Here is a 26820-nt window from a genome sequence, read left to right on the forward strand (position 1 = left end):
TCCCTCACATCTGCGGAGTGCAGATGTACTTTCGGGCCGGTTTTTACCGGCCCTTTTTTTATCCCGCGATATTCAAAGCCCTAAGATCTTGCTGGTAAAGCATGGTCAGTGTTTCCCCAAGCTTTCCCTTGAGCAACAATTTCTCACCACCGAATTTTTCCACAATTGGGAAAAATCTATCTCTCAGTTCACGTTGCACACGTACCGGATCTTTTCCAGCGATACCCGCATATGTTTCACCCATTCGGTTAATCATACGCATCATAGTAAGCGCTCTTTGCCCTGCTGCACGATTACTGGGACGATCTCGATCAAGCTTTAAACATTCTTCTGGTAGTAAGCCACCAAACAGCCCTTGTCCAAGCGATTGCTCCTGCCTTGCTAACCATTCGAAGGATACAACCCGCCGCTCAGCAGAAGGAAACAACCTAAGCAACTCCTGAACAACCGGAATCCAAGATACATCATGTGCACAAACTTGATCGTAATAATCCTCGGCAGAATAAATACCCCCTTGCCTTACACGCTGCACATAAAACGACGGCAGGAGAGACGCTACATTACGGATTACAAACAGAGGGATCACCTCTACATCTTTGAAAAGCTCTTTGACATAAGGTGCGGTAGCTTTCAAATGAGGAAAAAAACCCGTTTTCCTATCGTGAAATGGGTCACCAAGTGCAGATTCGTTGGAGATAATCACCGTATGGAAGCCCTCAGCTTCAAGAGTACGTAAACGTTCCTGCCCTGCTTTCACCAGCATCTGTTTTTCCAGGTGGTCGGTCTTAAATTTCAGATCTCTTAAATAGAGATTAAGCGGGTCAACGTTGCCCGCACGCACGAACCGCGGACAATAAAAAATACCCTGTTTTTTAAGTATATCATCATTCAGGAAAACTTGCTGCTGGATAGCCGTTGAACCAGTTTTGGCCGATCCGCAATGAAATAAGACGCGCTGCACAAATTATCCCCAACTATTAAGTAGCGACAGCCACTTAGGTATATACATCTTCAACATCAAAGGGCTTAGCCATAATTGCCAAACACTTCAACGGCTGATCTCCCTGGGCTATGATTTGATGTTTTTCGCCTATACCGGCAACCGCAACATCGCCTGCTTCAAGCCTGAATTCCTGATCTTCGATCCGCATAATTGCTAAACCAGAAAGAACCACGTAAGTTTCTTCCGATTGCTTGTGAAAATGTGCCTCTGAAGGTGAAGCTTGACCAGCGTCTAATTCCAACAAAATCATACTATGGTTCTGAACACCGCCACCGGCTTTTGAAGCATTTAAAAGCTCAAATATGCGCTCACCACCCAAATCAATCGTTGGGGTTTTAACGTTATCCATTTTTACAATATGCATCAGTTCACCGTAATTTTTCCGCTTTTTGCTTGCCAAAGCTTGATGTTTTGCCGAATAACCTATCTCCCTAGTATATATTAGTGATGCCTTACAATTGGAAAGAAGCATGGTAAAGATTTCTGTGACAGACCTCGAGGGCCAAACGAGCACAATCGAAGCCGAGGTTGGTCTTTCTCTAATGGAAAATATCCGTAACAATGATTTTGATGATATGGCCGCTGTTTGTGGTGGTTGCTGTAGCTGCTGCACGTGCCATGTTTTTATTGAAGAAGAGCAATGCTCCAAACTTCCCGAGATGGAAGATGATGAACAGTATCTTCTGGAAGATAGTGAGCATTTCCAGTCCGGCAGCTCCCGCCTTTCCTGCCAGGTAGAAGTTGATGACAGCATGGATGGCCTTAAAGTAACCTTGGCCCCAGAAGACTAAACTTCCCTAACAAGCTATTTCGGAGATCCCTTTTGTTTGATTTCACCGCCTTTCTCGGCACAGATTCTGATACTCAAAGTGCTGTTTCTTTAACTCTTGTAGATAACGGTGCTTTTACTAAAGGCCTGTCAGGGTTATCAGCTACAGAATTAAACTGGTGTAAAGCAAACGGGTTCTCTGGCAAAGCAGGTGAGCAACTTGCTGTAGCGAACACGGAAGGTGAACTAACCAAAGTTCTTGTGGGAACTGGCGATGGTATTTCTGGCGACGACCCTTGGTGGCTCGCGGCAGTTGCAGAAAGACTGGAAGACGGAGCATATCGTGTTGAAGGTAAAGCTTCTGAAACGGCTCTTAGCCAAGGGGCACTTGGTTGGTGCCTTGCTCAACATAGCTTTACCAAATATTTAGACAAGGCAGAGAAGCCAGCGAAGAAACTTCTTCTTCCTGCCAGCATCGATATGGAATTTATCGCGGCCGAAGCATCCGCGATGGCCACGGTACGCGATCTTGTAAACACGCCAACAGAAGATATGGGGCCGGCCCATCTTCAGGATACCGTTGAAGCACTGGCGGAACAATATGGCGCCACCTGCTCTACGATTGTTGGCGACGATCTTCTTGAAGAAAACTTCCCTGCGATCCATGCTGTGGGCCGTGCCGCCTCTGAGGGCAGAGCCCCACGCCTAATAGACTTGCAGTGGGGAGAGGAAGATGCACCAAAGCTAACTCTTGTTGGCAAAGGTGTTTGTTTTGATACAGGCGGACTGGATGTAAAACCTGCGGCCGGCATGCGCCTCATGAAAAAAGATATGGGCGGCGCCGCACACACTATTGGGCTCGCGCAGCTTATCATGGCTACTGGCCTGAAAGTGCGACTGCGCCTTCTTATACCTGCTGTAGAAAACGCCGTATCCGGAAACGCTTACAGACCGGGTGATGTAATCGACACCCGCAAGGGCCTGACAGTGGAAATCCACAACACAGATGCCGAGGGCCGTGTCGTTCTCTGTGATGCTATCGCCTTAGCATCTGAGGAAAACCCTGATCTTATGCTCGATTTCGCAACCCTAACCGGTGCTGCACGCGTAGCGTTGGGCCAAGATTTACCCGCTACATACACCAATGATGATTCTGTTTGGTCAGCTCTAGAACAAGGCGCAAAGGAAACAGGCGATCCATTATGGCGGATGCCGCTTTGGGCTCCCTATAATGATATGTTCTCCAGCCGTATCGCGAATATGAGCAACTGCGCTGAAAGTGGTTTTGGCGGCTCTATTACAGCTGCACTCTATCTCCAGAAGTTTGTTGGTGAAAATATTCCGTGGGTTCACTTTGACGTATATGCTTGGTCTCAGTCTACCAAACCTGGGCGCCCTCACGGAGGTGCCGCACAGGGAATTCGTGCATCATTTAAAGCGATTAACACAATCTTGACGCTTGACGACTAACCTCTTTCTGGGACAGGGTTTGTTCCGCTGTCTAGATACAGCTATACTATGGGGTTAGAGGAGTCGCTGTTATGTCAGAGAAAACAAATCCGCGAATGCTGAAAGTGTGGCGTGAAGCTCACCTTCAAAGCGTGCGATCAAAAGACCCTGACCTAACATCCAGACAAATGTCTGTTCTTCTTTCTGTTTACATGACAGAGCCACCACACACTGTTCGCGGCCTTGCGGCTGACCTGAATGTAACAAAACCTGTTATCACACGCGCTCTCGATACAATGGGCCAGATGGGTCTCGTGAAACGGAAACGAGACGATGCAGACAAACGCAGTGTGTTGGTACAGCGCACAGTGAAAGGTGCAGTATTTCTCAGCGAGCTTTCTGACCGTATCGTAGCCGCTGATAAGAAAATCCCGCAGGACGATGAATAACGTAACTCAGGCTTTTGGCTTTCCTGATTTTCTGGACCCAAAAGGCCTTCTGGAAACAGCAGCGCATCTTTCCCTGAGAGATGAAGCAAGCCATCAGGTTTCAGAGCCGATTGTTTTACTTAAAGAAGCCGGCGATCTTCATGCAGAAACATTAAGCTGCCTTCTTTACGGCGAACCAGTATATCTGGAAAAAGCAGAAACGGGCTGGGCTTTTATCACTAGCCTTATTGATGGCTATAGAGGGTGGGTGGAGATTTCATCTCTGAGCCAAACTCTTCAGAAACCAACCCATCAAGTTTCAGCGCCTCTTACACATATCTATGCGAAGCCTTCTCTTAAATCCCAGCCTATGCAGGCAGTTCCGATGGGGTCTTACCTTACGGCGACCACCGGAGCAGAGGAGAATAAGTTTCTGCCACTTGCTGATGGTAACTGGGTTTACAGCAAGCACCTTGATGAAATAGGCGCCGTTACAGCGGACCCAGTTGGTATTGCGCTTTCTTTCCTTGGCTCGCCTTACCTGTGGGGTGGTCGCTCACGCTTGGGGATAGATTGCTCAGGTCTCATACAAATATCCCTTGCTGCATGCGGTATTCGCACTCATCGGGATTCAGGTGCTCAGTTTAACAGTCTTGGTCGTTTGTTAGAGCAGCATGAAACACCAAGGCATGGTGATCTGGCTTTCTTTCCAGGCCACGTAGGCTGGATGCTGGATGATACACGCTTACTGCACGCGAACGCCACTCACATGGCTGTAACTATTGATCCACTTGAAGACGTGATTCGCTGGGTGGCAAGCGAGACAGACAAACCACCTTTTTCAGGTTTCAAGCGCCTCACAACCTAGATACCAAGCAACAAAAAAGGCGATACCAGATGGTACCGCCTTCCTGAAATTCTTATCAGCTTAAAGCTTATCTGGAAACCTCAGCAGCTTCTTCAGCTTTCTCAGCACTTTCTTCCACTGGAAGTGCTTCTTCAACATCAGCAAATGTACGTAGGTACGCCATCAGGTCAGCACGCTGTTGTTCTTTCTTGATACCAGCGAAGCCCATTGATGTGCCTTTGAATGTGTTCTTAGGGCTTGTAAGCCACTGGTCCATAAGTTCCCAAGTCCAAATCTGGTTTGCACCACCAAGAACTGAAGAATATTTGAACGTATCATCCGCAGCAACTGAACGACCAATAATACCGTAAAGGTTCGGGCCAGTACCGTTTCTGCCGCCTTTTTCAACAGTGTGACAAGCTTTACACTTAGCAAACTGTCTCGCACCTTTTGCAGCATCAGCAGAAGCAAGAAGAACTGCAAGCGAAGGCTTATCTTCTTCTACAGCTTCAGCAGCACCACCAGCAGAGGCAACTTCAATTGTGAAAGCAGGCTTCGTTTCTTCTACATGAAACGTGCTATCAGAAATGGTTCTAATAACCATGATCAGTAGGGCAAACGAAATAACCGCGCCCATTACTTTATTCCACTCAAAGGAATCCACAGGCTCTTCTCCTTGCAGACGAGCAATCCATCAGTTACCCGTTCTATCACCCCTGACAGAGCCTAATATAGCGCGGTAACCAGTTCGGCGCGACAATAGCCGCTCATGGGCATCTTTTTCAAGATGTCAATTGCACCTTTTTAAAGAATCTCGACAAAAAAATCACTTTTTTTGGCGTGACACGAAGCCGCAGGACCTAAAACGCCTCTCAATCCGTTGACTTAGCGCGCTGCTCTTGGCACAAATTCTACCCTTCTAATATGTTTTTAAATGGAAATTTCAATGAACACCTCTGCCCAAGACCCAAAGAATACGATCGCCTTCCAAGGCGAACTCGGCGCTTATTCCCACATGGCAGCACAGGCGAAGTTTCCGTTTATGGATGTTCTGCCCTGCCCAAGCTTTGAAGATGCGCTTGCAGCGGTACAAAATGGTAAAGCCCGGCTTGCGATGATTCCCATTGAAAACAGCACCGCTGGCCGCGTGGCGGATATCCATATCCTTCTGCCAGGTTCAGGCCTTCATATCATTGGTGAGCACTTTGAAAGCATCCGTCACTGCCTCTTAGCAACACCAGATGCCAGTAAAGAAACACTGAAATCAGTAACCAGCCACGTACAGGCGCTTGGCCAGTGCCGGAAAAACCTGCGTGCTATGGGCCTGCACAGAGAACCTTTCGCAGATACTGCGGGTTCGGCCAAACATGTTGCAGCACTCGGCGATAATTCTGTTGCTGCCATCGCCAGCAAGCTGGCTGCAGAAGTTTACGGCCTTCAGATCATCACCGAAGACCTGCAGGACGAAGGCAATAACACCACGCGCTTTGTTATACTTTCACAGGAAAAAACAGAGCCTGAGAAATTACGCGGAGAACTGATGACAAGCTTTACTTTCGAAGTGAAGAACATCCCTGCCGCGCTTTATAAAGCCCTTGGCGGCTTCGCCACTAACGGCGTGAACATGACCAAGCTTGAAAGCTATTACGAATCAGACAGCTTTACCGTTTCAGAGTTTTACGTGGATATCGTAGGCCATCTGGGTATGGCAAACGTGAAACGCGCGATGGAGGAACTGGAATTTCATTCAAAGCGTGTGAATATTCTAGGCACCTACGAAATGGAACGCGCCCGCGTTTAAACACCAAAGGCTGGCTTTTTAGAAAGTCAGCCAATCACCGCCAGTACCTTTTTCGATGATATCAGCGAGGCCACTAACTTCCACCGCTGGTCGGGTAATAATCTCTGTAGCATCGATATTATGCTCGCGAAGCGCTGATTCGCACACAACAAAACGAACGTTGAGCGCAGCAAGGCCATCCATCAACAAAGCTTTGTCTGCTACGCCAGCTGCATCAAGGGCTATATCCATTTCAGTGGACGCCACCCCTTCACTGGTTTGAAGCTTTTCCCAACCTTCATTCGTTAGAAATTTGGCGGCAGCTTTTGAGAAAAAGAAAGTTGTTGGCTGGCCCATGGCCGCAGCTGTCGCTGCTGTCATCAATGCCATATGAATACGGTCAGCCTCCGGGCTAATGACCATCAAGGTCATTGGTCTGCGAGGTGCTTGCTTTGCCATACTAGTTTCCTTCCCCACAGCTTGGGCAACCCGGGTCTTTCGGTAAACCAATCTTGCGTACATTCATACTGAAAGTATCGACCATCAGCATTTTTCCCGCGAGACCGTCACCTACACCTGTGATTTCCTTGAGAATTTCAAGTGCCTGAAGGCTGCCAACCACACCAGCGACCGCACCAAGAATACCGAAATCAGAACAAGTACGCTCCTGCGATGGATCAGGTTCAATGGGTAGGAAACAACGGTAACACGGCAAGCCTTCACCCGCGTGGGGTTTAAAGGTTGCTATCTGCCCTTCGTATGGGCCAAGAGCCGCTGAAACAAGTACCTTCTCAAGCTTTACACAGGTATCGGAGATAAGGTGCCGCGTTTTAAAGTTATCAGTACCGTCTGCCACAATATCATAGCCACCGATAATGCTTTCCGCATTCTCTGACACAAGACGTTTAGGAATAATATTGATAGTTACCTCAGGGTTCAGCGCTTCAAGCTTTGCCTTCGCGCTTTCTGCCTTTAAGGCACCTACATCGGGCGTGTGATGGATAATCTGCCGCTGCAGGTTTGATAGCTCCACATGGTCATTATCCACAATACCAATGGTGCCCACGCCTGCGGCTGCAAGGTACATCAGCATAGGCGCACCAAGACCACCAGCCCCCACCACAAGCACTTTCGCCTGTGACAAAGCCATCTGCCCAGCACCGCCAACTTCCTTCAAGATGATATGGCGGGCATAGCGCTCTAATTGTTCGTCTGTGAAATCCAAGAAGGCTTCCTAATTGCCGAAGAAATCGATCACATTACCAAGGGTGCTGGTCTGGCCTTTATAAAATTCAGTGTAATTACAGTTCCGGCAGGTCACCGCTACATATTTGCGGTTCTGAATATTGAAGAACTTGCTCCATGTAGAGCCTGTCGTTGTAATTTCATCTGTTTCATAAGAAGTGTTTGCACACTTTGGGCATTCCCAGCGCTTTGACATTATTTTGTCCCCGTTGATCCAAATCCACCTTCGCCGCGCTCTGTTTCCCCAAGTTCCACAACTTCTAACCACTCACCTTGTGTTACGGGCGCTATTATCATTTGGGCAATGCGCATGCCGCGTTCAATAGTAAATGGTTCATTTGATAGATTTACGAGGATCACTTTCACCTCGCCGCGGTAATCGGCATCAATGGTTCCTGGTGTATTCAGGCAGGTGATTCCGTTCTTTGCAGCAAGACCGGAGCGCGGACGGATTTGTGCTTCATGCCGGCTTGGCAGCGCCATCGCCAATCCTGTGGGGATCATTGCACGTTCAAGGGAACCAAGCGGGATTGTCTCTCCCTCAGCAAGCGCAGCATAAAGGTCCATCCCAGCACTATCAGATGTTTCATACTTCGGAAGCGGCAAGCCTTCACTGTGCGGCAGGCGCTTAACTTCAATGGATACGGTAGTAGTCATCAAATTTATCCTAATAAATCAGCAATCTTTTGAGCGAGTTTACCCGCCACGTCGGCCTTCGCCATGCTCGGCCAGCTTTCAACCCCGCTACCGGTTACCAGATGCACTTCATTATGGTCCCCTCCCATAATTCCAGTAGCGTCTGATACATCGTTAGCAACGATTAAATCACAGCCTTTGCGCTCACGCTTGGCGGCAGCATACTCCAGCACGTTATTTGTTTCGGCAGCGAAACCAACAACTAAATGTGGTCGATTACCACTTAAGTTCGATATAGTTTTGAGAATGTCCGGGTTTTCAGCAAGCGCCAATTCAGGCAGGCCATTCACAGACTTTTTGAGCTTGGTCTTGCCACCATTTTCTACACGCCAATCAGCCACTGCAGCAACACATACTGCACTATCGGCTGGCAAGCTGGCTTCCACCGCATCTTTCATTTCAAGCGCTGTTTCCACATCAATGCGGTTCACGCCTTTTGGTGTTGGCTGGTTCACAGGCCCTGCCACCAATGAAACCTTTGCACCAAGGGCTGCGAGCGCGCCTGCAATCTCAAAACCTTGCTTGCCGCTTGAACGGTTGGCGATATAGCGCACAGGATCAATCGGCTCGTGGGTCGGCCCCGCTGTCACGATAATGTGCCTGCCGCTCAGAGGCTGTGGTGCGGACGAAAAAAACTGGTCAACCGCTTCAACCATGTCTGGCACTTCGGCCAAGCGCCCGGCACCAACTTCACCACAAGCCAGCATACCTTCGCCTGGCTCGATAAAGTGGACACCATCACCTTTGAGTGTTGCGACATTACGTTTGGTTGCGGGGTGGTCCCACATTTGCGCATTCATTGCTGGCGCTACCATTACTGGTTTATCAGTTGCCAGCAGCACAGTAGACGCGAGATCATTTGCGAGCCCACCAGCCATCTTGCCCATAAGGTCAGCTGTTGCAGGTGCCACAAGAATAAGATCGGCTTCTCGCGATAAGCGGATATGCCCCATCTCTGCTTCATCTTTCAGCGAGAAAAGTTCTGTATAGCATTCTTCACCTGTCAGGCTTGCAACAGAAAGCGGGGTGATAAATTCCTGCCCGCCTTTTGTGAGCACTCCGCGCACGTGCGCACCGCGCTCCATTAGCCTGCGCGCCAGATCAAGCACTTTATAGGCCGCAACACCGCCGCCAATGATAAGAAGAATGCGTTTGCCGTTCAGCATAAGGGCTTCCTTAAACTTTAATTCCACCCTTCATATAAAGGGAAACATGCCGCGCTGCAATCACGCTGGCGTACAGCGAGGTAACATCAAAGTGTGAGAATTTTCAGAATAGCTGCACCAGTGATAAGCCCGAGTGCAAACGGCCAGAGCTTTTGCGGGCGTGGTTGCTCAACAGTTTCTTCTTCGTCTTCCTCGGTAGCTTCGTCTTCATCGAGCCATTTTTCAATAAGGCTTGGAATGCGTTCCAGAAGGTTTGGCAGCTTATTCACCAAATCCGCCAGACGTGCTTCTGGCGACAGGTTAGATCTGATCCATTCCTCAATCACTGGCTCTGAGATATTCCACATATTCGCCTGCGGGTTCAGATGAAGTGCCATACCTTCCGCCATTACCATCGTACGCTGCAGCAGCAAAAGCTGTGGCTGGGTTTGCATCTTAAACCGCTCTGTTGTGGCAAAAAGCTGTGCAAGAAGCTGGCCTGCAGATACTTCTTCGATCGGCAGATCCATAATTGGATCAGCAATCGAACGCATAGCTTGCGCAAACTCCTCAACGCTTTCAGTACGTGGCACATAGCCCGCATCAAAATGCACTTCCGCCACCCGTGTATAATTGCGGCGAATAAAACCAAACAGAATTTCCGCAAGGAACCGGCGCTCACGCTTGGTAAGGCGGCCCATAATCCCGAAATCCACCGCAACAATACTGCCGTCCGGCTGCACAATAAGATTACCTTGATGGAGATCAGCATGGAAAAAACCATCCCGCAGCGCCTGCTTCAGGAACACCTGAACAACTGTGTTGCCGAGCTTCGGGAGATCATGGCCTGCCTTTTCAAGTGCCTCTTTATCCGCAAGGCGAATACCATCCACCCATTCCTGGGTCATCACACGGCGGGCGGTAAGCTCCCATTCCATCTTAGGTGTACGGTAATTGCTTTCACTCGCCATGTTTTCAGCGAGTTCTGCACAAGCCGCGGCCTCAAGGCGCAGATCCATCTCACGGTTTACGGTTTCCCGAACTTTTGCCACCACCTTTTTAAGGCGCAAGCGGCGTGCTTCCTTGCTGTGCTTTTCTGCCAGATTTGCAAGCCAATTAAACAAGGAAAGGTCGCGGTTGAAGCGCTTTTCCACATCCGGGCGCAGCACTTTCACAGCAACCTTCTTCCCCTCAGTCGTCACCGCTTTATGCACCTGTGCGATAGAAGCAGCAGCTACTGGAGTTTCCGCAAACTCGCTATAGTGATCAGAAAGCTGGCCGCCCAGCTCTTCTTCTATTGTTGCTTTTACTTTACCGAATGAGAAAGCAGGCAAACTGTCCTGAAGGGTCAAAAGCCCTTCTGCAATGGGGCGACCAACCAGATCGGGGCGTGTAGCAAGTGTTTGCCCAAGCTTAATATAAGCCGGCCCCATATCAGCGAGTGCAAGCGCAAGACGTTCGCCGTCTGCTTCAGGTAACTTCCTGCGGCGCGGAATAAAGAAAGTAAAACAGCGCAGGAGACGCGGTGCCCAATCGGGTACTTCCTGAATATTATCTAGTGCGCGCAAAGCTCCATAGCGGCGGAACCCTGCAGCCATGGTAATCAGTTGCCATAAGTGGAAAAGTGTCTTCACGTATAGCTGCCCTATTAAATACGTACGCCAGAATGGATGTAAGCAATACCTGCCGACATAGATCGCTTAGCAGTACGGCTAAAACCAGCTTCTCGGATCATCGCCTCAAATTTATCAGGTGTTGGGAAACGGCGGATTGATTCCACAAAATACTGATAACTTTCTTTGTCGCCTGTGATTTTTTCGCCCATCCACGGGATCGCATTGAAGCTGTATGTATCATAGGCTTCCTGAAGCACAGGCACCACCTGAGGGCTAAATTCAAGGCAGTAAAATGTACCGCCGGGCTTGAGCACACGGTAAGCTTCTTCAATCGCTTCATGAATGCGGGTTACATTCCTGATACCGAACGCAATGGTGTATGCATCCATGCTGCGGTCTTCAAACGGCAGCTTCATGGCATCACCGCACACAAATTCACAGCGATCAGCGTAGCCCTTTTCTTCAGCGCGGTCACGGCCAACGCGCAGCATTTCCGCGTTAATATCACAGACAGTTACAGAACTTTCAGGTGATGCATCAAGGAAACGAAAAGCGATATCACCAGTACCGCCTGCCATATCAAGCAGATGCATTTTCCGGCGAGGATTCACGGTATCAATAAGGGAGTTTTTCCAAACACGATGAATCCCCATGCTCATGGCATCATTCATCACGTCATACTTGTCAGCAACCGAATTAAACACACCTTTTACAAGGCCAGCTTTTTCCTCTTCCCGCACGGTCTTATAGCCGAAATGGGTAGTGTTTTCGCCGGATTGATTTTCGCTTGCTGAACTGCTCATAGCACCAGTGCCTTAAACTTACTTTACTTGAATATTGCGGGCGACCATAAACTAGGCTAACCGAGGATACCAGCTTCCTTTATATTTAGAGAGAATATAGCGACAAAATGCCCGAGCTTCCCGAAGTAGAGACTGTACGCAAAGGTTTAGCCCCTGTTCTTGAAGGCTCAACCATTCGCCTTGCCAAAGCGCGCCGAAAAAACCTGCGCTATGATATTCCGCAAGATTTCAGCGAACGACTTGAAGGCAATAAGGTTACTGCCCTTAAGCGACGCTCAAAATATATTCTAATGGAATGCGAAGACGGGCTTGTCTCTATCCTACATCTAGGCATGTCAGGACGCTTTAATATATATAAGGCTGGTACAGCGCCCGAGCTTGAGAAGCATGATCATATTTATATAGAGACAGAGGCAGGCGACCGTGTGGTTTATAATGACCCGCGCCGGTTTGGTTTCTGGCTCTTTTCCGACATCAACTCCATTGATGATCATGACCATATTAAAAACATCGGCCCTGAACCACTTGGCAACAGCTTTAATGAAGATACCCTGCTGACCGCCTTCCATAATAAGAAGACGAATATTAAAGCTGCGCTTCTGGATCAACGAATCGTCGCCGGGCTTGGCAATATATATGTGTGTGAAGTGCTGTGGCGCACAAGCGTGCACCCAGAAACAGCTGCCAAAGACATCAGTAAAAAACAAATTGAAGCGATTGTGCCAACAATTCGCGCTGTTCTCAGCGAAGCTATAGAGGCAGGGGGCTCCACCCTGAAGGATTATGCACAAGTGGATGGAGAACTTGGTTATTTCCAGCACAGCTTCAAGGCCTATGGTCGTGAAGGCGAAACTTGCCTGAAAGAAGGATGTGGTGGTACGGTTGACCGGATCGTGCAATCGAATCGATCAACATTTTTTTGCCCCAAATGTCAGCGATAAGAGCTTTATGACCAAATTAACCAAGATATTCGCACTTTTTGCCTTCACATTTGCTTCATCGGTGCTGATAGCTGAAGATGGCTTTATTGAAGGGTTTCCGGATATACCGAAGCTTGAAATCGTAAGTGAAATTGCAGGTGATCCAGTGGTATTTGATACCCCGAGCGGCACGGTTGCTGAAGCTACTTTACTTACCAGCAACAAAGGGACAGAGGCGTTAAATGCCTACAAAACTGCCCTTTCCGCCCTTGGTTGGAGCTGTAAACGCCCTCCCCAGAGTCTAAAATGCACACGCGGCGGTAATACTGTTACCTTTCTGAATGATGCACCTCAGGCGGAAACAGGACGCATCATCTTGAGGCTTGCGCCAACAAAATAACCATATATTCCCGAACATACTCTGTTCGTCACAAAACCCTTTTCAAATGGTTCGCTACAAAGTAGGAGTCTGCTTTTAAGAAGTCGGACCAAAAAGAAGGCTCATTTATGACTTTTGAAACGATCCTGCTTGATAAGCAAGATGGCGTTGGCGTTATCACGCTAAATCGCCCAGACGCGCTCAATGCACTGAATGCACAGCTCCTCAGTGAACTTGGCAGCACGCTTCTTGCTCTTGATAGCGACGATGAAATCGGCGCTGTTATTGTAACTGGCAGTGAAAAAGCTTTTGCCGCAGGTGCAGACATTAAAGAAATGTCTGAACAAACATTTGCTGACGTACTCAAAGAAAACAAGTTTGCTGAAATCAACGAAGTGTTCGCCAAAGTGCGCAAACCAGTGATTGCAGCAGTTTCAGGCTATGCCCTTGGTGGCGGCTGCGAGATTGCAATGGCATGTGATTTCATCATCGCAGCTGAAAATGCAAAATTCGGCCAGCCAGAGATCAAGCTTGGCGTCATTCCCGGCATTGGTGGCTCTCAGCGCCTTACACGCCTTGTTGGCAAATCCAAAGCAATGGATATGATGCTTACAGGCCGCATGATGGATGCTGAAGAAGCAGAACGTTCCGGCCTTGTTAGTCGCATCGTTCCAACAGAAGACTTGCAGGAAAGCGTGTTTGAAGTAGCAAGCGCTATCGCCGAACTTTCTGCACCTTCTGTTGGCCTTGCCAAAGAAGTAACGAATCGTGCTCTTGAGACAACACTTCAAGAAGGCCTGCTGTTTGAACGCCGTGTGTTCCATTCGCTCTTCTCAACAGAAGATCAGAAGGAAGGCATGAACGCCTTTATTGAGAAGCGTCAGCCTCAATTTAAGAACCGGTAAAAACGAATCGGAAAAGGCTGGTTTTCCAGTCTTTTCACTATTGACCGAAGGCTCGAAACAGTTTAAACACCGCGTCAAATTCATTGGCGTTGCAGTAAAACTGTAATAGGCTGCTGAAAACGCATTATGTAACGTAATTAGGGTGAGCGCCCGATTGGTTGAAGAAACCAGCAGGAAGCGCCGCCAACGAAGGTTGAAAAAAATGGCAAATACAATTCAAGCCAAAAAGCGTATCCGTCGTAATGACCGCCGCGCTGCTATTAACAAATCACGCGTTAGCCGTATCCGTACTTTCATCCGTAAAGTTGAAGACGCGATCACAGCTGGTGATAAAGCTGCTGCGACAGAAGCTCTTAAAGCTGCACAGCCTGAAATCATGCGCGGTGTTACTAAAGGCGTTATGCACAAGAAAACTGCATCACGTAAGGTTTCTCGTCTAAGCGCTCGCGTTAAAGCTATCGCTTAATCGAAATACCGATTCGCTTCTTCAGAAGCGGTTCAAATTGAAAAAAGGCTGCATCACCTGATGTGGCCTTTTTCATTTTTGAGACAAAAACCAGAACAAAGCATGCACACGAAATTGTATACAATTTCCCTGAATCAATATCTTGTGGTCCAAATCATGAATCACCATACGGCTACTAAGAATCTTAGAGTCAAGCGATAGATTCAGTTGCTGGCGTTCTGAGCCGGATGTATCTTCGTTTCTTGACTGCGATAGGCCTTACCGAGCAACCAGCCATCTCCGATAGGAGAGCTGCTTGGAAGTAACTCAGGCGAAGGGGTTTAAAAGCTGGGGTTACGCTATCGCTTTTGAAAAAATTTTGATGTTCACGCTCCTGTTTTGGCGCGCCAGTGCTTTTTTGTCTCGAGAGACTGCACACGGCCAACACATAAGGCAGTCCAACGCGGGCGTGGATGTTTCATCGGGACTGGCAAGTTGGGTAGCCGGTAGCGCGTGGTGAAGGAGTAAATAAACCCGATGGTCAACAGGGAGCCAAATAAAATGGGAGCACAGAACGCTGCAGTACAGCAATTTGATGCTAGTACTGACGATATGTCATGGGGGCGTGTTTGCGAGAAATTCAAGCATGAATTTGGACAACAGGCATATACAACGTGGCTCGATCAAATCGGTTATAATGGTGTTGATGCAGGTACCGTTGAGCTGACAGCACCAACAAAATTTGTTCGTGACTGGATTCAACGTCACTATGCACCACGCATTAAAGATTATTTCTCTGCAGAAAACCCATCCATCAAGGGCTTAAACATCCGCCTTTCAGCGCGCTCCGAAGTAAAGAGGCCAACTGGCAATACTTCGTCAGAGACGGAAAGTGTACCTGCCGCTCCATCACAGGCTCCACAGATGGAAGGGGCTGCTCTCGATCCTAAATATACCTTTGATTCTTTTGTTGTTGGTAAATCTAACGAACTCGCTTATGCGGCCGCGAAGCGCATTGCAGAATCCACTGAAGTTGCTTTTAACCCGCTCTTCCTACACGGCGGCGTTGGTCTCGGTAAAACCCACCTTATGCATGCTATTGCCTGGGAAGTTCAGAAGAGCCAGCCCGAGAAGAAAGTAGCTTACATCTCGGCCGAGAAATTCATGTTTGAATTTATCGCAGCTCTCCGTTTCAAAGACACACACGCTTTCAAACAGAAATTCCGGAATGTTGACCTGCTGATGGTAGATGATGTCCAGTTCATCGCCAACAAAGACAGTACGCAGGAAGAATTTTTCCACACCTTCAATGCGCTTGTAGACAACCGCTGCCAGGTGATTATCACAGCTGACCGCTCACCAACTGATCTTGAAGGCATTGAAGACCGGATCATCTCCCGTCTCGGCTGGGGCTTAGTGGCTGACATCCATCCAACTGATTATGAACTCCGTCTCGGCATCCTTCAGTCAAAAGCAGAACAACAAGCCGGCGTTGACGTACCAGCTGATGTACTGGAATTCCTTGCACGCAGGATCACGTCTAACGTCCGTGAGCTTGAAGGTGCCCTTAACCGGGTGATGGCATACGCAACACTGGTTGGTCGCCCTATCACGATGGATATGACACGGGATGTACTGCAGGACCTGATCCGAGCAAACGACCGTAAGCTAACCATCGATGAAATTCAGCGTGCTGTGGCGGATTACTTCAACCTGCGGCTTTCAGAAATGCTGTCAGAGCGCCGTGCACGTAATATTGCTCGCCCTCGCCAGATCGCTATGTATCTCTCCAAGCAGTTAACGAGTCGAAGCTTGCCGGAAATCGGTCGCCGCTTCGGTGGCCGTGACCACACAACGGTGATGCACGCTGTACGCAAGATCGAAGATCTGCGTAAAGATGATAGCCAGCTGGACGAAGATATTACCCGTCTCTCACGTCTTCTAGAGGCTTAAAATAAAACGCTTTCCCAAGCCTTATTTTCATAAATTTCGACTCGGTAGGAATCACTCTGTTTCTACCGAGAAAAAAATGCAGTTTTTTATGCTTTTTCATTTGGTTTAAGGGCGAAAATCGCTATTGTCTTTATAAATAGATACCCACTTGTGGCGAAGAGAGGTTTTACCCCCTCTTTCATTCTTCCGGGGAGGAGGATGATTAGCTTTCAAACAAGTGTGGTTAGGCCAAAGATAAGCAGTCAGATAAGAAGAAACATTCCATGAAAGTCACTATCGAACGCAATAGCCTTCTGAAAACTCTGGGGCACGTACAGTCTGTTGTAGAGCGTCGGAATACTATTCCTATCCTTTCAAACGTGATGATCGAAGCGAGCGGCGACACTGTTGCCATGACAGCAACCGATCTGGATATCGCCATCATTGAAAATACAAATGCGATGGTAATTACAGCAGGGTCAACAACTGTCCCTGCGCATACATTGTTTGATATCGTCCGCAAACTTCCTGATGGCTCTGAAGTTGAGCTAACTCTTGAAGAAAATGATCGTTTGGTTGTTAAAGCCGGTCGCTCTCGCTTTACACTGGCATGCCTCGACAAAGAAGATTTCCCGATAATGAACGAAGGCGATATGCCTCACCGTTTCGAAATTGCATCCGAGGAACTGAAGCGCCTTATCGATAAAGCTCGCTTTGCGATCTCAACTGAAGAAACACGTTATTACCTGAACGGCATTTACCTTCATGTTGCAACAACAGAAGATGGTCCACGCCTCCGCGCGGTAGCAACAGATGGCCACCGCCTTGCACAGGTGGAGCAGGATGTTCCTGAAGGTTCATCTGGCATGCCGGGCATCATTATCCCGCGCAAAACAGTTGCAGAAGTACGCAAGCTGATTGACGAAACAGAAGGCGCAATCAGTGTTGCTCTTTCTGACACAAAAATCCGCTTCGCTTTTGAAGGCGTGACGATCACATCCAAGCTGATCGACGGTACTTTCCCTGATTACAGCCGTGTGATCCCTGAAGGTAACGACAAGCAGCTTGAAATGGATTGCCGCATCTTTGCTGAAGCAACAGACCGTGTATCCACAATCAGCTCTGATAAAACACGTTCTGTGAAACTATCTATCGCACCAGATAACCTGACACTTTCTGTTAACAGCCCAGATAGTGGCACAGCGACAGAAGAACTGGCTGCAGCCTACAGTGCAGACCCGCTGGAGATCGGTTTTAACAGCCGCTACCTTCTGGATATCCTAGCGCAGATTGAAGGCGAAACCGTACAGGTTTACCTGAATGATCCTTCAGCCCCTACAGTGCTGAAAGATATTATGGATGATGCGGTTCTGTACGTTCTTATGCCGATGCGAGTGTAAGACGAGCGACTGGCGGCGAAACTAGATGAAAAGGGTGAAAACTGCTCCGCAGCAAAGGAATATCCTCAGTGACGGATAAAAATGCATGGAGCAGTTTGGAACATAATCGCGTTTTTATCTCCAAGCTCACCCTTACTGATTTTCGTTGTTACCAGCATACCCAGCTTAAGCTCGGCTGCGACCATCCTCTTGTTGTGCTGACAGGCCCAAACGGCGCCGGCAAAACAAACATTTTGGAAGCACTGAGCTATATGGCCCCTGGCAGAGGGTTAAGGCGATCAAGCCTGACAGACGTTGCCAGACAATCAGGGCCCGGAAGCTGGGCCGCCGCCGCTGACCTGATGGTTGGCGATGAAATGATTAAAGTTGGAACGGGGATCGAACCTACTCCCGGCGGAGAAACCGCAAAACGGCTCGTAAGAGTTGACGGTGAAAATGCCCAAAACAGTAATGTTCTGGGTGAAAGATGGTCAGTCGGGTGGCTAACGCCCCAAATGGACAGATTGTTCATTGAGGGACCATCCTCAAGACGGCGCTTTTTAGACCGTCTGGTTTTAGGGTTGTTCCCTGACCACAGCAGGCAGGTTGGTGCCTATGAGCGTGTAATGCGCGAAAGAAACAAACTGCTGGCTGAACAGGGAAACAGAGCAGATGGTGCGTGGTTAAGCGCTCTTGAAGCTCGAATGGCGGAACACGGTATCGCGGCCGCCATTGCCAGGCTCGAATTTGCCGGGCAGCTGGCAGGCCAACTGGATGAAGCTGAGGACGGTCCTTTTCCAAAGGCCTTGCTCGCGATTGATGGTTGGCTTGAGGGCATGCTGGCAGATGGAACCGCCCCCGTTGATGCGGAATTGGCGTTTCGCGAGCGGCTAAAGGCGGGCCGTATGGCTGATGGGTCAAACAGCCGGGCAAATGTGGGCATTCACAAGACTGATCTTGTTGTAGCCCATGCGCCAAAGAATATGCGTGCTGACCTGTGTTCAACAGGTGAGCAGAAGGCATTGCTGGTAGCTCTTGTTCTTGCGAACGCAAAGCTGCAGGCAGCGCTCAAGGGCCGGGCACCCTTAATGCTCATGGATGAAGTTGCGGCGCATCTTGATATAGACCGCAGAATAGCGCTTTTCGAAGCGCTTGCATCGCTTGGAAGTCAATGTTGGCTGACAGGAACCGACAAAAGCCTTTTCGAAGGCCTGTCTGGTAAAGCAGAATTTTTTGAAGTGTCTGACGGCAAGATCCAGCCATCAGGCAGGTAATAAGGAAGGGTCATTTGGGTATGAGTGAAGAACTAGCTGAAGGCGTTGCTGAAGAATATGGCGCGGATTCCATTAAAGTCCTCAAGGGTCTTGATGCGGTAAGAAAACGTCCTGGCATGTATATCGGCGATACCGAAGATGGTTCCGGCCTCCACCATATGGTGTTTGAGGTATCAGACAACGCTATTGATGAAGCTTTAGCCGGCCACTGTGATCTTGTAACCATGACCCTGAACCCGGATGGTAGCTGCACCATTACAGATAACGGTCGCGGTATCCCAACAGATATTCACGAAGAAGAAGGCGTATCAGCTGCACAGGTGATCATGACCCAGCTTCACGCTGGCGGTAAGTTTGACCAGAACAGCTATAAAGTTTCCGGTGGTTTGCACGGCGTGGGCGTATCTGTTGTAAACGCGCTTTCTGATTGGCTTGAACTACGCATCTGGCGTGACGGTAAAGAACATTTCATGCGCTTTGAAAAAGGCGAACCGGTTGAAGATTTGGTGGTTGTTGGTGATGCAGATGGCAAAAAAGGTACTGCGGTTACATTCCATCCGTCCCTAGATACCTTCCAGTTCATTGAATTTGATTTTGGTCGTCTTGTGCACCGCTACCGGGAACTTGCTTTCCTGAACTCAGGCGTTCATATCCGCCTGCAAGACAACCGCCATGCTGATGTTCAAGATGTAGATCTTTTTTACGAAGGTGGTATCACTGCATTCGTAAACTATCTGGACCGCAACAAAGCAAGCCAGATCGGTGAACCAATCACCATCACTGGCGAAAAAGACGGCATCACCACTGAACTATCTCTGCAGTGGAACGATAGCTACCACGAAAACGTACTATGTTTTACAAACAACATTCCACAGCGAGATGGTGGTACACACCTCGCGGCATTCCGTGCTTCGCTGACACGTACCATCAATACTTACGTGAACGAAAGCGGGCTCGCGAAGAAATCCAAGGTAAGCCTCTCTGGTGATGATGCTCGTGAAGGTCTAACAGCCGTACTTTCCGTGAAAGTGCCAGACCCGAAATTCTCCAGCCAGACCAAAGATAAACTTGTATCTTCTGAAGTACGCCCTGCTGTTGAGAGCCTTGTGAACGAAAAGCTTGGCGAATGGTTCGGTGAACATCCGAATGAAGCCAAAGCAGTTGTCCAGAAAATTATTGATGCAGCCTCTGCCCGTGAAGCTGCTCGGAAAGCGCGCGAGCTGACCCGCCGCAAGGGTGTGCTGGATATAGCATCCCTGCCCGGTAAGCTGGCAGACTGTCAGGAACGTGATGCTTCTAAAGCCGAACTGTTCATAGTGGAGGGTGATTCTGCGGGTGGTTCTGCAAAACAGGGCCGTGACAGAAAGAACCAGGCGATCCTACCGCTTAAAGGTAAAATCCTGAACGTGGAACGCGCGCGCTTTGACCGCATGCTTTCAAGCCAGGAAATTGGTACGCTGATCACAGCACTTGGTACAGGTATCGGTCGTGAAGATTTCAATATTGAGAAACTGCGCTACCATAAAATCGTTATCATGACTGATGCGGACGTGGACGGCGCACACATTCGTACACTACTTCTCACTTTCTTCTACCGCCAGATGCCTGAGCTCATCGAAAATGGATATCTCTATATTGCCCAGCCACCACTTTATAAGGTTGGTCGCGGTAAATCAGAGGTCTATCTGAAGGACGATAAAGAGCTGATTGATTATCTCCTCAACGCTGGTACTGCGGATATTGTCATCACTGATGCAACAGGCGCGCAGCACGCTGGTGAGGAGATCAAGCATCTGGCATCCGGCGCACGCGCTATCAAAAATACGATCGCTGCAATGCCGCCTCGTTATAACAAAACGCTGATTGAAACCATCGCACTTATGGGCGGTATGGATGTGGCTCTTTGTGATGATGCATCTGGTCGCAAGACTGTAGCCGACAAAGTGGCTGAGCGCCTCAATGCTGTTGCAGAAAACGACGATGAAGCAGGCTGGAGCGGTGATGTTACTGATGAAGGCGGCTATATCTTCCGTCATGTCGTACGCGGCGTAACAGATGTTCACACAATTGATGGTCATCTGCTTGAGACAACAGAAGCCCGCAATCTTCATAAGCGCATGGCGGATATGATTGAACTGTTTACCAAGCCGCTCTCTATCATGCGTAAGGAAGAAACGCACAGCGCAGCAACGCCGCTTGAAATGCTGGAGCTACTTCTCAGCTTCGGCCGTAAGGGCCTTTACACTCAGCGCTATAAGGGTCTTGGTGAGATGAACCCGGAGCAGCTTTGGGAAACAACACTTGACCCAAGCGCGCGCTCACTTCTTCAGGTGAAAGTTTCAGAAGCAGATACAGCTGACGAAATCTTCTCCAAGCTGATGGGTGATGTGGTTGAAGAACGTAGAAACTTCATTCAGGAAAACGCGCTCAACGTGAGCAACCTGGATATTTAATCTGCCTCAGATTTTTGTCGGATGACACATAAGTTGTCGGATGGCACATAAGTTGTCGGATGGCACATAAGTTTCGACAAATGACGCATAAAGTTCGACAATGCGACACATAAGTTTCGATAATAGGCCCAGCGTTTCCGAGCGTTTGGGCCTTTTTTTTAGAGCATAACCATATAATATTATTGGCCTGTAATTATTTAAGAACTACATCAACACTATCGCTATAGGTATAACTCTTATATTTAGGATTGAACTATTCGCCTCCAATAGATAATAGTTAGATATAAGCATTCAATTCGGTGACCCAGCTAGTGACACTTAGATACTTACCTTCTTTAAAAAGGATTCAGATTCAAAATTATTCGCTATATCCAAAGGCTTTGGATCTAGAGTATCATTTCATTGATGGTGTCAATTTGATCATTGGTGGAAATGGTGTTGGAAAAACAACATTCCTCAACATAATCAAATATGCGCTTATCGGATTGTATAAAAAAGAAATCAATGTTCGACGTCGCGAGTATCAGGGTAAGGAAAAACGCTATGATAAGCGTAGTAATCTTCCATATGATTTCTTTGAAGCTCGCGTAGATCCGACTGTAGATTATAATGAGAAAGCATCCGTCACTCTTGAGTTCGCACTAGGCGATAGTTTAGTTTCTGTAACAAGAGATTTATGTACTCCAAAAGTGACTGCTGCTGCATTAAAATCTGGCGATGAATGGAAACCTATTGCCGGATTGAGCCTCCAACAAAGTGACTATGATGCAGCATTTGCTGATGAAAAGATGCTTGCAAAAGCAGAAGAGTCGCTTCAAGGCCAATACGAAAAGACTGTCGCTCAACTTTCAGGTTTTGACTACTTTGATAGCTTGATCTTCATCGTCAATGAAGTTCTATTTTTTAATGAAAGTCGTAAGACAATCATGTGGGATAAGGACATTCAAAAAGATCTCTCTAGCAAGTTCCTAATTGATCCCGAAAAGGATCATCTGAAAGGCGAATATGAGCGACACGCAAAGTATCGAAATAGTTTAGGTCGCCATAAATCCGAAGAAGGAAAAGCCATCCGAAGGATGTTCTCTTCTCTGCAAGACTCTGAGGACAGAAATAAAAATTATGTGAAACTTTCCGAAGATTTTGAGAACAAAAAAACAGAGGTAGAAACACTATTTAAACAACTTGAATCTCTTCAAGCAGAACGCCGTTTACTCGAGTCAAAAGTAAAATCAGCTCACAGCACTAAGAACTCCTTAACAGCAAATATCGAAGATCTTGAAAAGAAAAAAAATAAAGAAGAACGCCAGATATTTCTGGGTGTCTTTGAGCGCTTAACCCCTAAATATCAAGAATATTTGGAGTTTCTTAAATCTACGGACGATTGCCCGTTGTGCAATCAAGGCATCACGCAAGACTTTAAGATAAAGATCGTCTCAAATGAGCATAAATGCATGCTCTGCGAGAACGACATTCGCAAAGCGGATAAGTCAAGCATGAAACTCGATAAAATTAACAAAGAAATAGACGGCAATCTAAATTCTCTGCGCTCTCAAGAACGGAAAATTATCGAACTAGAAGGCCTTTTAGAAAAAATTGACAAACGCTTTAGCACTATCTCTTCCAAGAGAAACAAAGCGATCGTTGATGCGAGAGCACTAGAATATGAATTCCAACGCCACCAAACAGATATTGTAAAAAAGACCGACACTGAGTTTTTGGTCATGCGTAAGAGGCTAGACGAACTTGATAAAGAAAAAGAAGAGAACTATCAGCTAGCAAAAGAAGCACAAAACAAAGCAAATGAGATTGCAGAAGAAATTGATGAGCAACTGAATGACCGAAGAGCGGAGCTTTCAAGAATATTTGATACATTTAGTGGCCTTTTCTTAGGTCAACCAAGCACTCTAGTCTACGAAGCGCCAGAAAGAAACGGTGAGAGAAGATACTATCCTCAAATTAACGGCGTAGTTCGGTATGAGGAAGAAGCCCTTTCGGAATCTCAACGTTTTTTCATTGACCAATCGTTTCGCATGAGCCTCATAAGGCTTCTTAATGATCAAGCATCGTTTTTTATGTGCGAAACCCCTGACAGCAGCCTTGATATTTCTTACGAACAGAATGCTGCAAAGATTTTTATGAGGTATCTAGAACGTCCAAACAACTTGATCCTGACATCCAACCTAAATAACAGTGAGTTTTTAGACTATCTAATAAGCCAAGCTGCCAACATTGATTGCCTGAACTTGCTTGAGATAGGCAGACAATCAGGTGTTCAAGCGACCAGTGACCAGTTGATTGCTGCGTCTAGAAAAGTGAAAAGGAAGATCCATGAACGACACCAATAAATATGTCGTATATGCGGATATACTCTCAATTTTTCGATCAGCAGATGCGCTAGACTGGAAATCTCTACGGAAGTCTTCTGTTCATCGAGTCATGTATCTTGCCTCAGTATTGTTTGGTTTCAAATTCCCAGAAAAAGATAACATATTTTCAAAATACAACTTTTCGATTGAAAAGTACGTAGGCCCTTTCAGTTCAGATATCGAAAAGGGTGTAAATTTTCTTTCTAAAGATGAGTATTTAATCCCCTCTGGAGAAGAAGAACCCCTATACTCTCTAGGAACCAATGCCGCAGATCAGATCTTTAAGGAAGCTCTGGTGCAAGCGAGGGATGAATGGCTCAAATTGATCGTTTCAATTTTAAGTCTCTACGGAGAAAATAAGATTTATGACTTCATTTTCCGCGACAAAGAATATCAAGATGCCATCAAGTCAAACAAAACCACCGGGTTTGATATTGGCCCTGAAAATAGGACGATTCAGTTCCTAAAAGGCTTCCAGGCAGCCTTTGAAGAGACGCTTCCTCAACACAGTGAAAATGTGGACGCTACCCAATATTTGGAACTCTATTTCGAGTATGTCTTCAGTAAAATTCTTAAAAGAGAGAATTAATGTCCGAACTTGATGATGTGAAGAAGCTATTCAAGGCACATAAAGACGACTTTGCTCTCCTGGCTGATACAGAACGCAATGAGATTGCGAACTCTTTCCCACTTAAAAAATTAGTTAATATAGCACTGCCCGCTTTCTGGGGAGCAAGAGTCAACCAAGGAACACACTTTGCCTTTTTTTTAGCTGAAGATGAACTCGATAAACTTGCACTTACTGAGGCGACTACGGCGCTTGATACGTGTATTTCAGAGAGTTTAAAGACTCATAACTGCATATATTTGGCTCCCGATTTCAGCATTGTGGCATCCAAGCACCTCAACTTAACCCGAACACTACTGGAATCGCTATCAGAAAGCGGTCAGATCGCTATCTTTTTTGGAGAGACTGGCATTGACATTGTAGTTAAAGGAAAATTCATTACCAATCATAATTTCTTTTACAATGAACTTGATCGTGCCAAGTATAAAAGGAATTTTAGTATGGACCAGCTACCTGAATGCTTGAAGGAATATGAAAGGTATATAAACCAGCCGGGAGTAAATGAAGCATTCTTCTGTGATAGGTCCTTAAAAAAGACCCTCTCCGATTGTCCTAAGAACCTATTAAAATATCAGGCTGAAAAAACCCTGAGGGACAATCTTTTAGAATTCTTGAACCTAAACACTCAATATACCTTCCTGAAAGAAGCCGAGCTTAATAACCAACGCGAACTCGACCTATACACTGAAGCTGATGGGAAGCATTATATCCTTGAAGTCAAATGGATGGGTAGATCTATTAAATCCGATAATAGTGGTGTTTCCAGCACCAATTATACAAACGCGACAATTAGAAATGGTGTGATCCAAACCTTAGAATATATTCGAGAGGTCATTAAAGAAATGAACCACAATCTTCACTGTGGTCTTCTTTGTGTTTTCGATGTCCGTGATGAAAAAACAGAGATTGACTATGACGATTTCAAGTTTTTAGACGAGCAAAAAGACCTAAAGCCGTATTACGATCAACATTTTAAGGCATTAAATAAAATCAACTTAGATTGTATTGCTTAGGAAGTCATTACAATGACACTTTCTCTTAACTTTCCAACCTGCTTCTTTTGCTGACTGCTAGGTTCAAGTTTCCTGGCTTCGCGAATTTCCTCCACGTGAAAGCCATGTTGATCGGCAATTTCAGATACAATCTCGTCGACATCAACTTTAACACCATAATATGCAGAGTTTGCCACATTGAAGAAAACCTTTTTAGACGGCGCCATTTTGGCTTTCATTTTCTTAAACAGCAGGTCCATGTCCAAGAAATATGCTTTAATCATATTAGGAATATCCTCATTCCATAGATCTGCATCCACAGCGTCTAACGCCCGCAAAGACTCCTGCAATTTTGACACTTCAGGAGTCTCTACCTCACCCAACTTCACTTGAACATGCGAGCGTAGTGTTCTTCTTCTCAATGCTCTAATATCTTCATATGAACTGACTAGGCCAAGCATCCATAACTCGGCCATATAGATGTCTGTATAATCTCGGGAATTCAGGTAAGGGGGAGAAGTAATCACTAAATCAATGCTATCTTCCGCCAAAACATCAATAGATGATCGAACATCTCCGTAATGGCAATCAAATCGATTCTGGACGAGGTATTCGCTTTTCTCTATCTGAGCAATATCATCTTTCATCTTTTCAAGTTTGGCTAGAAAGCGTTCATGCACTTCACGACGGGACATTTTTGTTTCTTGCCATTTCTTTTTGTAAGAAAGACACTTTCCATTTCTGTATACATTGCTTACATCAAGTAGAATTGATGCAAGTGCTACATTGAAAAGAGACCTATATTTCGCATCATCTGTACAAGAGATAGTATATTTGACATCCAATATACCATTCATGACCCCCTGGTCGAAAACCCACTTTTTAAGTCCCTTTCTAGGCTGAAAAGTTTTCGCCAATGGAGGAGACATATATTGTCGGATCGGTAGAAGTGCCCCTCGCAAAAAACCAGACATACGCGTAAGCTCTCGTTCAAAAGAACTCAGATGATATTGTGTATTAAGTTTTGTGGACGCAAGCAAATGCATGAATGGGCTAACTTCAAATGATGAACATTTTATGCCCATTGCCTGTAGTTCAACCGGAGTTGTTCCGCTACCAGCGAAAGGATCAAGCACATGAGTTGGCTCATAATCTAACTCATTAATAATGCTCTCTATAAATTCTCTAGAGTAACCCTCAACAAACGGATACCATTGATGAATGAATGCAGTTTTATTTTTATTAAACTGCATTATTGCTTCATATATATCTGTGTAATCTACCACCGGAGGTGGCGAGTACTCAACAGTAGCTTCCATATATCTATCAACGATACTATTTTGCTTAGAGAAAATTTTCAAAATCC

Annotated in this window: 27 protein-coding genes; 16 read left to right on the forward strand and 11 right to left on the reverse strand. The window is 46.8% G+C overall.

Annotated features, from left to right (window positions below):
• Positions 1-58: 58 nt before the first annotated feature.
• Positions 59-961 carry a hypothetical protein gene (locus MF542_RS07950; protein ID WP_247017732.1) on the reverse strand — a complete coding sequence of 301 codons (903 nt, stop codon included), beginning with the start codon at positions 959-961 and terminating at the stop codon, positions 59-61.
• Between the two features lie 34 nt (positions 962-995).
• Positions 996-1475 (reverse strand): cupin domain-containing protein, encoded by a 480-nt coding sequence (locus tag MF542_RS07955; protein ID WP_247017734.1) that lies wholly within the window; start codon positions 1473-1475, stop codon positions 996-998.
• Between MF542_RS07955 and MF542_RS07960 the strand changes: the two genes are divergently transcribed.
• From MF542_RS07960 to MF542_RS07975, 4 genes are all read left to right on the forward strand, one after another.
• Entirely contained in the window at positions 1474-1794 is a 321-nt protein-coding gene (locus MF542_RS07960; protein ID WP_247017736.1) for a 2Fe-2S iron-sulfur cluster-binding protein, read from the forward strand. The genes MF542_RS07955 and MF542_RS07960 overlap by 2 nt on opposite strands.
• A 32-nt stretch (positions 1795-1826) precedes the next feature.
• Positions 1827-3242, forward strand: a complete 1416-nt coding sequence (locus MF542_RS07965; protein WP_247017738.1) for a leucyl aminopeptidase family protein — start codon at positions 1827-1829, stop codon at positions 3240-3242.
• A gap of 71 nt (positions 3243-3313) precedes the next feature.
• Positions 3314-3670 (forward strand): MarR family transcriptional regulator, encoded by a 357-nt coding sequence (locus MF542_RS07970; protein WP_247017740.1) that lies wholly within the window; start codon positions 3314-3316, stop codon positions 3668-3670.
• The gene (locus MF542_RS07975) at positions 3663-4517 is read left to right on the forward strand and encodes a C40 family peptidase (protein WP_247017742.1); all 855 of its coding nucleotides are present in this window, start codon (positions 3663-3665) and stop codon (positions 4515-4517) included. The genes MF542_RS07970 and MF542_RS07975 overlap by 8 nt, the downstream gene beginning before the upstream one ends.
• Positions 4518-4584: 67 nt before the next feature.
• On the opposite strand, the gene MF542_RS07980 is transcribed toward MF542_RS07975, so the two are convergent.
• Complete coding sequence (locus MF542_RS07980; protein WP_247017744.1) at positions 4585-5160, reverse strand: c-type cytochrome; 576 nt, start codon at positions 5158-5160, stop codon at positions 4585-4587.
• A gap of 282 nt (positions 5161-5442) precedes the next feature.
• On the opposite strand from MF542_RS07980, the gene MF542_RS07985 reads away from it, so the two are divergent.
• Entirely contained in the window at positions 5443-6297 is an 855-nt protein-coding gene (locus MF542_RS07985) for a prephenate dehydratase (RefSeq protein WP_247017746.1), read from the forward strand.
• Positions 6298-6315: 18 nt separating this feature from the next.
• Here the strand turns inward: MF542_RS07985 and MF542_RS07990 are convergent, their stop codons facing one another.
• The 7 genes from MF542_RS07990 to ubiE form a co-directional block, all read right to left on the reverse strand.
• On the reverse strand, positions 6316-6735 hold the full coding sequence (locus tag MF542_RS07990; RefSeq protein WP_247017748.1) for a DsrE family protein: 420 nt from the start codon (positions 6733-6735) through the stop codon (positions 6316-6318).
• Position 6736: 1 nt separating this feature from the next.
• Complete coding sequence (locus tag MF542_RS07995) at positions 6737-7501, reverse strand: HesA/MoeB/ThiF family protein (RefSeq protein ID WP_247017750.1); 765 nt, start codon at positions 7499-7501, stop codon at positions 6737-6739.
• 9 nt (positions 7502-7510) lie between these two features.
• Positions 7511-7717 carry a zinc ribbon domain-containing protein gene (locus MF542_RS08000; protein ID WP_247017752.1) on the reverse strand — a complete coding sequence of 69 codons (207 nt, stop codon included), beginning with the start codon at positions 7715-7717 and terminating at the stop codon, positions 7511-7513.
• Complete coding sequence (gene dut, locus MF542_RS08005) at positions 7717-8178, reverse strand: dUTP diphosphatase (RefSeq protein ID WP_247017754.1); 462 nt, start codon at positions 8176-8178, stop codon at positions 7717-7719. Before dut ends, MF542_RS08000 begins: the two co-directional genes overlap by 1 nt.
• Positions 8179-8183: 5 nt before the next feature.
• Complete coding sequence (gene coaBC, locus MF542_RS08010; protein ID WP_247017755.1) at positions 8184-9383, reverse strand: bifunctional phosphopantothenoylcysteine decarboxylase/phosphopantothenate--cysteine ligase CoaBC; 1200 nt, start codon at positions 9381-9383, stop codon at positions 8184-8186.
• An 86-nt stretch (positions 9384-9469) separates the two neighbouring features.
• Entirely contained in the window at positions 9470-10996 is a 1527-nt protein-coding gene (gene ubiB, locus MF542_RS08015; RefSeq protein ID WP_247017757.1) for a 2-polyprenylphenol 6-hydroxylase, read from the reverse strand.
• A gap of 14 nt (positions 10997-11010) precedes the next feature.
• Entirely contained in the window at positions 11011-11781 is a 771-nt protein-coding gene (gene ubiE, locus MF542_RS08020) for a bifunctional demethylmenaquinone methyltransferase/2-methoxy-6-polyprenyl-1,4-benzoquinol methylase UbiE (RefSeq protein WP_247017759.1), read from the reverse strand.
• Positions 11782-11888: 107 nt separating this feature from the next.
• Here ubiE and mutM point away from each other — a divergent pair, with 107 nt between their 5' ends.
• The 11 genes from mutM to MF542_RS08075 all read left to right on the forward strand — a co-directional run bounded on the left by mutM (position 11889) and on the right by MF542_RS08075 (position 25475).
• The gene (gene mutM / locus MF542_RS08025; protein WP_247017761.1) at positions 11889-12722 is read left to right on the forward strand and encodes a bifunctional DNA-formamidopyrimidine glycosylase/DNA-(apurinic or apyrimidinic site) lyase; all 834 of its coding nucleotides are present in this window, start codon (positions 11889-11891) and stop codon (positions 12720-12722) included.
• A 7-nt stretch (positions 12723-12729) separates the two neighbouring features.
• Positions 12730-13101, forward strand: a complete 372-nt coding sequence (locus MF542_RS08030; RefSeq protein ID WP_247017763.1) for a hypothetical protein — start codon at positions 12730-12732, stop codon at positions 13099-13101.
• Between the two features lie 107 nt (positions 13102-13208).
• Positions 13209-13985, forward strand: a complete 777-nt coding sequence (locus tag MF542_RS08035; RefSeq protein ID WP_247017764.1) for an enoyl-CoA hydratase — start codon at positions 13209-13211, stop codon at positions 13983-13985.
• Between the two features lie 202 nt (positions 13986-14187).
• Positions 14188-14451: a 30S ribosomal protein S20 gene (gene rpsT, locus MF542_RS08040; protein WP_247017766.1), complete on the forward strand. Its 264-nt coding sequence runs from the start codon at positions 14188-14190 to the stop codon at positions 14449-14451.
• A 540-nt stretch (positions 14452-14991) separates the two neighbouring features.
• On the forward strand, positions 14992-16383 hold the full coding sequence (dnaA, locus tag MF542_RS08045; protein WP_247017767.1) for a chromosomal replication initiator protein DnaA: 1392 nt from the start codon (positions 14992-14994) through the stop codon (positions 16381-16383).
• Positions 16384-16646: 263 nt separating this feature from the next.
• On the forward strand, positions 16647-17762 hold the full coding sequence (gene dnaN / locus MF542_RS08050) for a DNA polymerase III subunit beta (RefSeq protein ID WP_247017769.1): 1116 nt from the start codon (positions 16647-16649) through the stop codon (positions 17760-17762).
• 68 nt (positions 17763-17830) lie between these two features.
• A complete protein-coding gene (gene recF / locus MF542_RS08055) occupies positions 17831-19015 on the forward strand; it encodes a DNA replication/repair protein RecF (RefSeq protein WP_247017771.1) in 1185 nt (394 codons plus the stop codon).
• A gap of 20 nt (positions 19016-19035) precedes the next feature.
• Positions 19036-21468 carry a DNA topoisomerase (ATP-hydrolyzing) subunit B gene (gene gyrB / locus MF542_RS08060; RefSeq protein WP_247017773.1) on the forward strand — a complete coding sequence of 811 codons (2433 nt, stop codon included), beginning with the start codon at positions 19036-19038 and terminating at the stop codon, positions 21466-21468.
• 311 nt (positions 21469-21779) lie between these two features.
• Positions 21780-23813, forward strand: coding sequence for an AAA family ATPase (locus MF542_RS08065; protein WP_247017775.1), 2034 nt, complete (start codon positions 21780-21782; stop codon positions 23811-23813).
• Entirely contained in the window at positions 23797-24423 is a 627-nt protein-coding gene (locus tag MF542_RS08070; protein ID WP_247017777.1) for a hypothetical protein, read from the forward strand. The genes MF542_RS08065 and MF542_RS08070 overlap by 17 nt, the downstream gene beginning before the upstream one ends.
• Positions 24423-25475, forward strand: coding sequence for a hypothetical protein (locus tag MF542_RS08075; RefSeq protein ID WP_247017779.1), 1053 nt, complete (start codon positions 24423-24425; stop codon positions 25473-25475). The genes MF542_RS08070 and MF542_RS08075 overlap by 1 nt, the downstream gene beginning before the upstream one ends.
• Here the strand turns inward: MF542_RS08075 and MF542_RS08080 are convergent.
• Positions 25472-26773, reverse strand: a complete 1302-nt coding sequence (locus MF542_RS08080; protein ID WP_247017781.1) for a site-specific DNA-methyltransferase — start codon at positions 26771-26773, stop codon at positions 25472-25474. The two genes, MF542_RS08075 and MF542_RS08080, sit on opposite strands and share 4 nt — an antisense overlap.
• Positions 26774-26820 lie beyond the last annotated feature (47 nt).

This window comes from Kordiimonas laminariae (genome assembly GCF_023008165.1).
Lineage (GTDB): Bacteria > Pseudomonadota > Alphaproteobacteria > Sphingomonadales > Kordiimonadaceae > Kordiimonas > Kordiimonas laminariae.

Coding starts and splice junctions, on each gene's coding strand:
- MF542_RS07960 (WP_247017736.1), top strand. CDS start 1,474: ATGGTAAAGATTTCTGTGACAGACCTCGAGGGCCAAACGAGCACAATC.
- MF542_RS07955 (WP_247017734.1), bottom strand. CDS start 1,475: ATGCTTCTTTCCAATTGTAAGGCATCACTAATATATACTAGGGAGATA.
- MF542_RS07970 (WP_247017740.1), top strand. CDS start 3,314: ATGTCAGAGAAAACAAATCCGCGAATGCTGAAAGTGTGGCGTGAAGCT.
- MF542_RS07975 (WP_247017742.1), top strand. CDS start 3,663: ATGAATAACGTAACTCAGGCTTTTGGCTTTCCTGATTTTCTGGACCCA.
- MF542_RS07985 (WP_247017746.1), top strand. CDS start 5,443: ATGAACACCTCTGCCCAAGACCCAAAGAATACGATCGCCTTCCAAGGC.
- MF542_RS07990 (WP_247017748.1), bottom strand. CDS start 6,735: ATGGCAAAGCAAGCACCTCGCAGACCAATGACCTTGATGGTCATTAGC.
- MF542_RS08000 (WP_247017752.1), bottom strand. CDS start 7,717: ATGTCAAAGCGCTGGGAATGCCCAAAGTGTGCAAACACTTCTTATGAA.
- dut (WP_247017754.1), bottom strand. CDS start 8,178: ATGACTACTACCGTATCCATTGAAGTTAAGCGCCTGCCGCACAGTGAA.
- coaBC (WP_247017755.1), bottom strand. CDS start 9,383: ATGCTGAACGGCAAACGCATTCTTCTTATCATTGGCGGCGGTGTTGCG.
- ubiE (WP_247017759.1), bottom strand. CDS start 11,781: ATGAGCAGTTCAGCAAGCGAAAATCAATCCGGCGAAAACACTACCCAT.
- mutM (WP_247017761.1), top strand. CDS start 11,889: ATGCCCGAGCTTCCCGAAGTAGAGACTGTACGCAAAGGTTTAGCCCCT.
- MF542_RS08030 (WP_247017763.1), top strand. CDS start 12,730: ATGACCAAATTAACCAAGATATTCGCACTTTTTGCCTTCACATTTGCT.
- MF542_RS08035 (WP_247017764.1), top strand. CDS start 13,209: ATGACTTTTGAAACGATCCTGCTTGATAAGCAAGATGGCGTTGGCGTT.
- rpsT (WP_247017766.1), top strand. CDS start 14,188: ATGGCAAATACAATTCAAGCCAAAAAGCGTATCCGTCGTAATGACCGC.
- dnaA (WP_247017767.1), top strand. CDS start 14,992: ATGGGAGCACAGAACGCTGCAGTACAGCAATTTGATGCTAGTACTGAC.
- dnaN (WP_247017769.1), top strand. CDS start 16,647: ATGAAAGTCACTATCGAACGCAATAGCCTTCTGAAAACTCTGGGGCAC.
- gyrB (WP_247017773.1), top strand. CDS start 19,036: ATGAGTGAAGAACTAGCTGAAGGCGTTGCTGAAGAATATGGCGCGGAT.
- MF542_RS08070 (WP_247017777.1), top strand. CDS start 23,797: ATGAACGACACCAATAAATATGTCGTATATGCGGATATACTCTCAATT.
- MF542_RS08075 (WP_247017779.1), top strand. CDS start 24,423: ATGTCCGAACTTGATGATGTGAAGAAGCTATTCAAGGCACATAAAGAC.
- MF542_RS08080 (WP_247017781.1), bottom strand. CDS start 26,773: ATGGAAGCTACTGTTGAGTACTCGCCACCTCCGGTGGTAGATTACACA.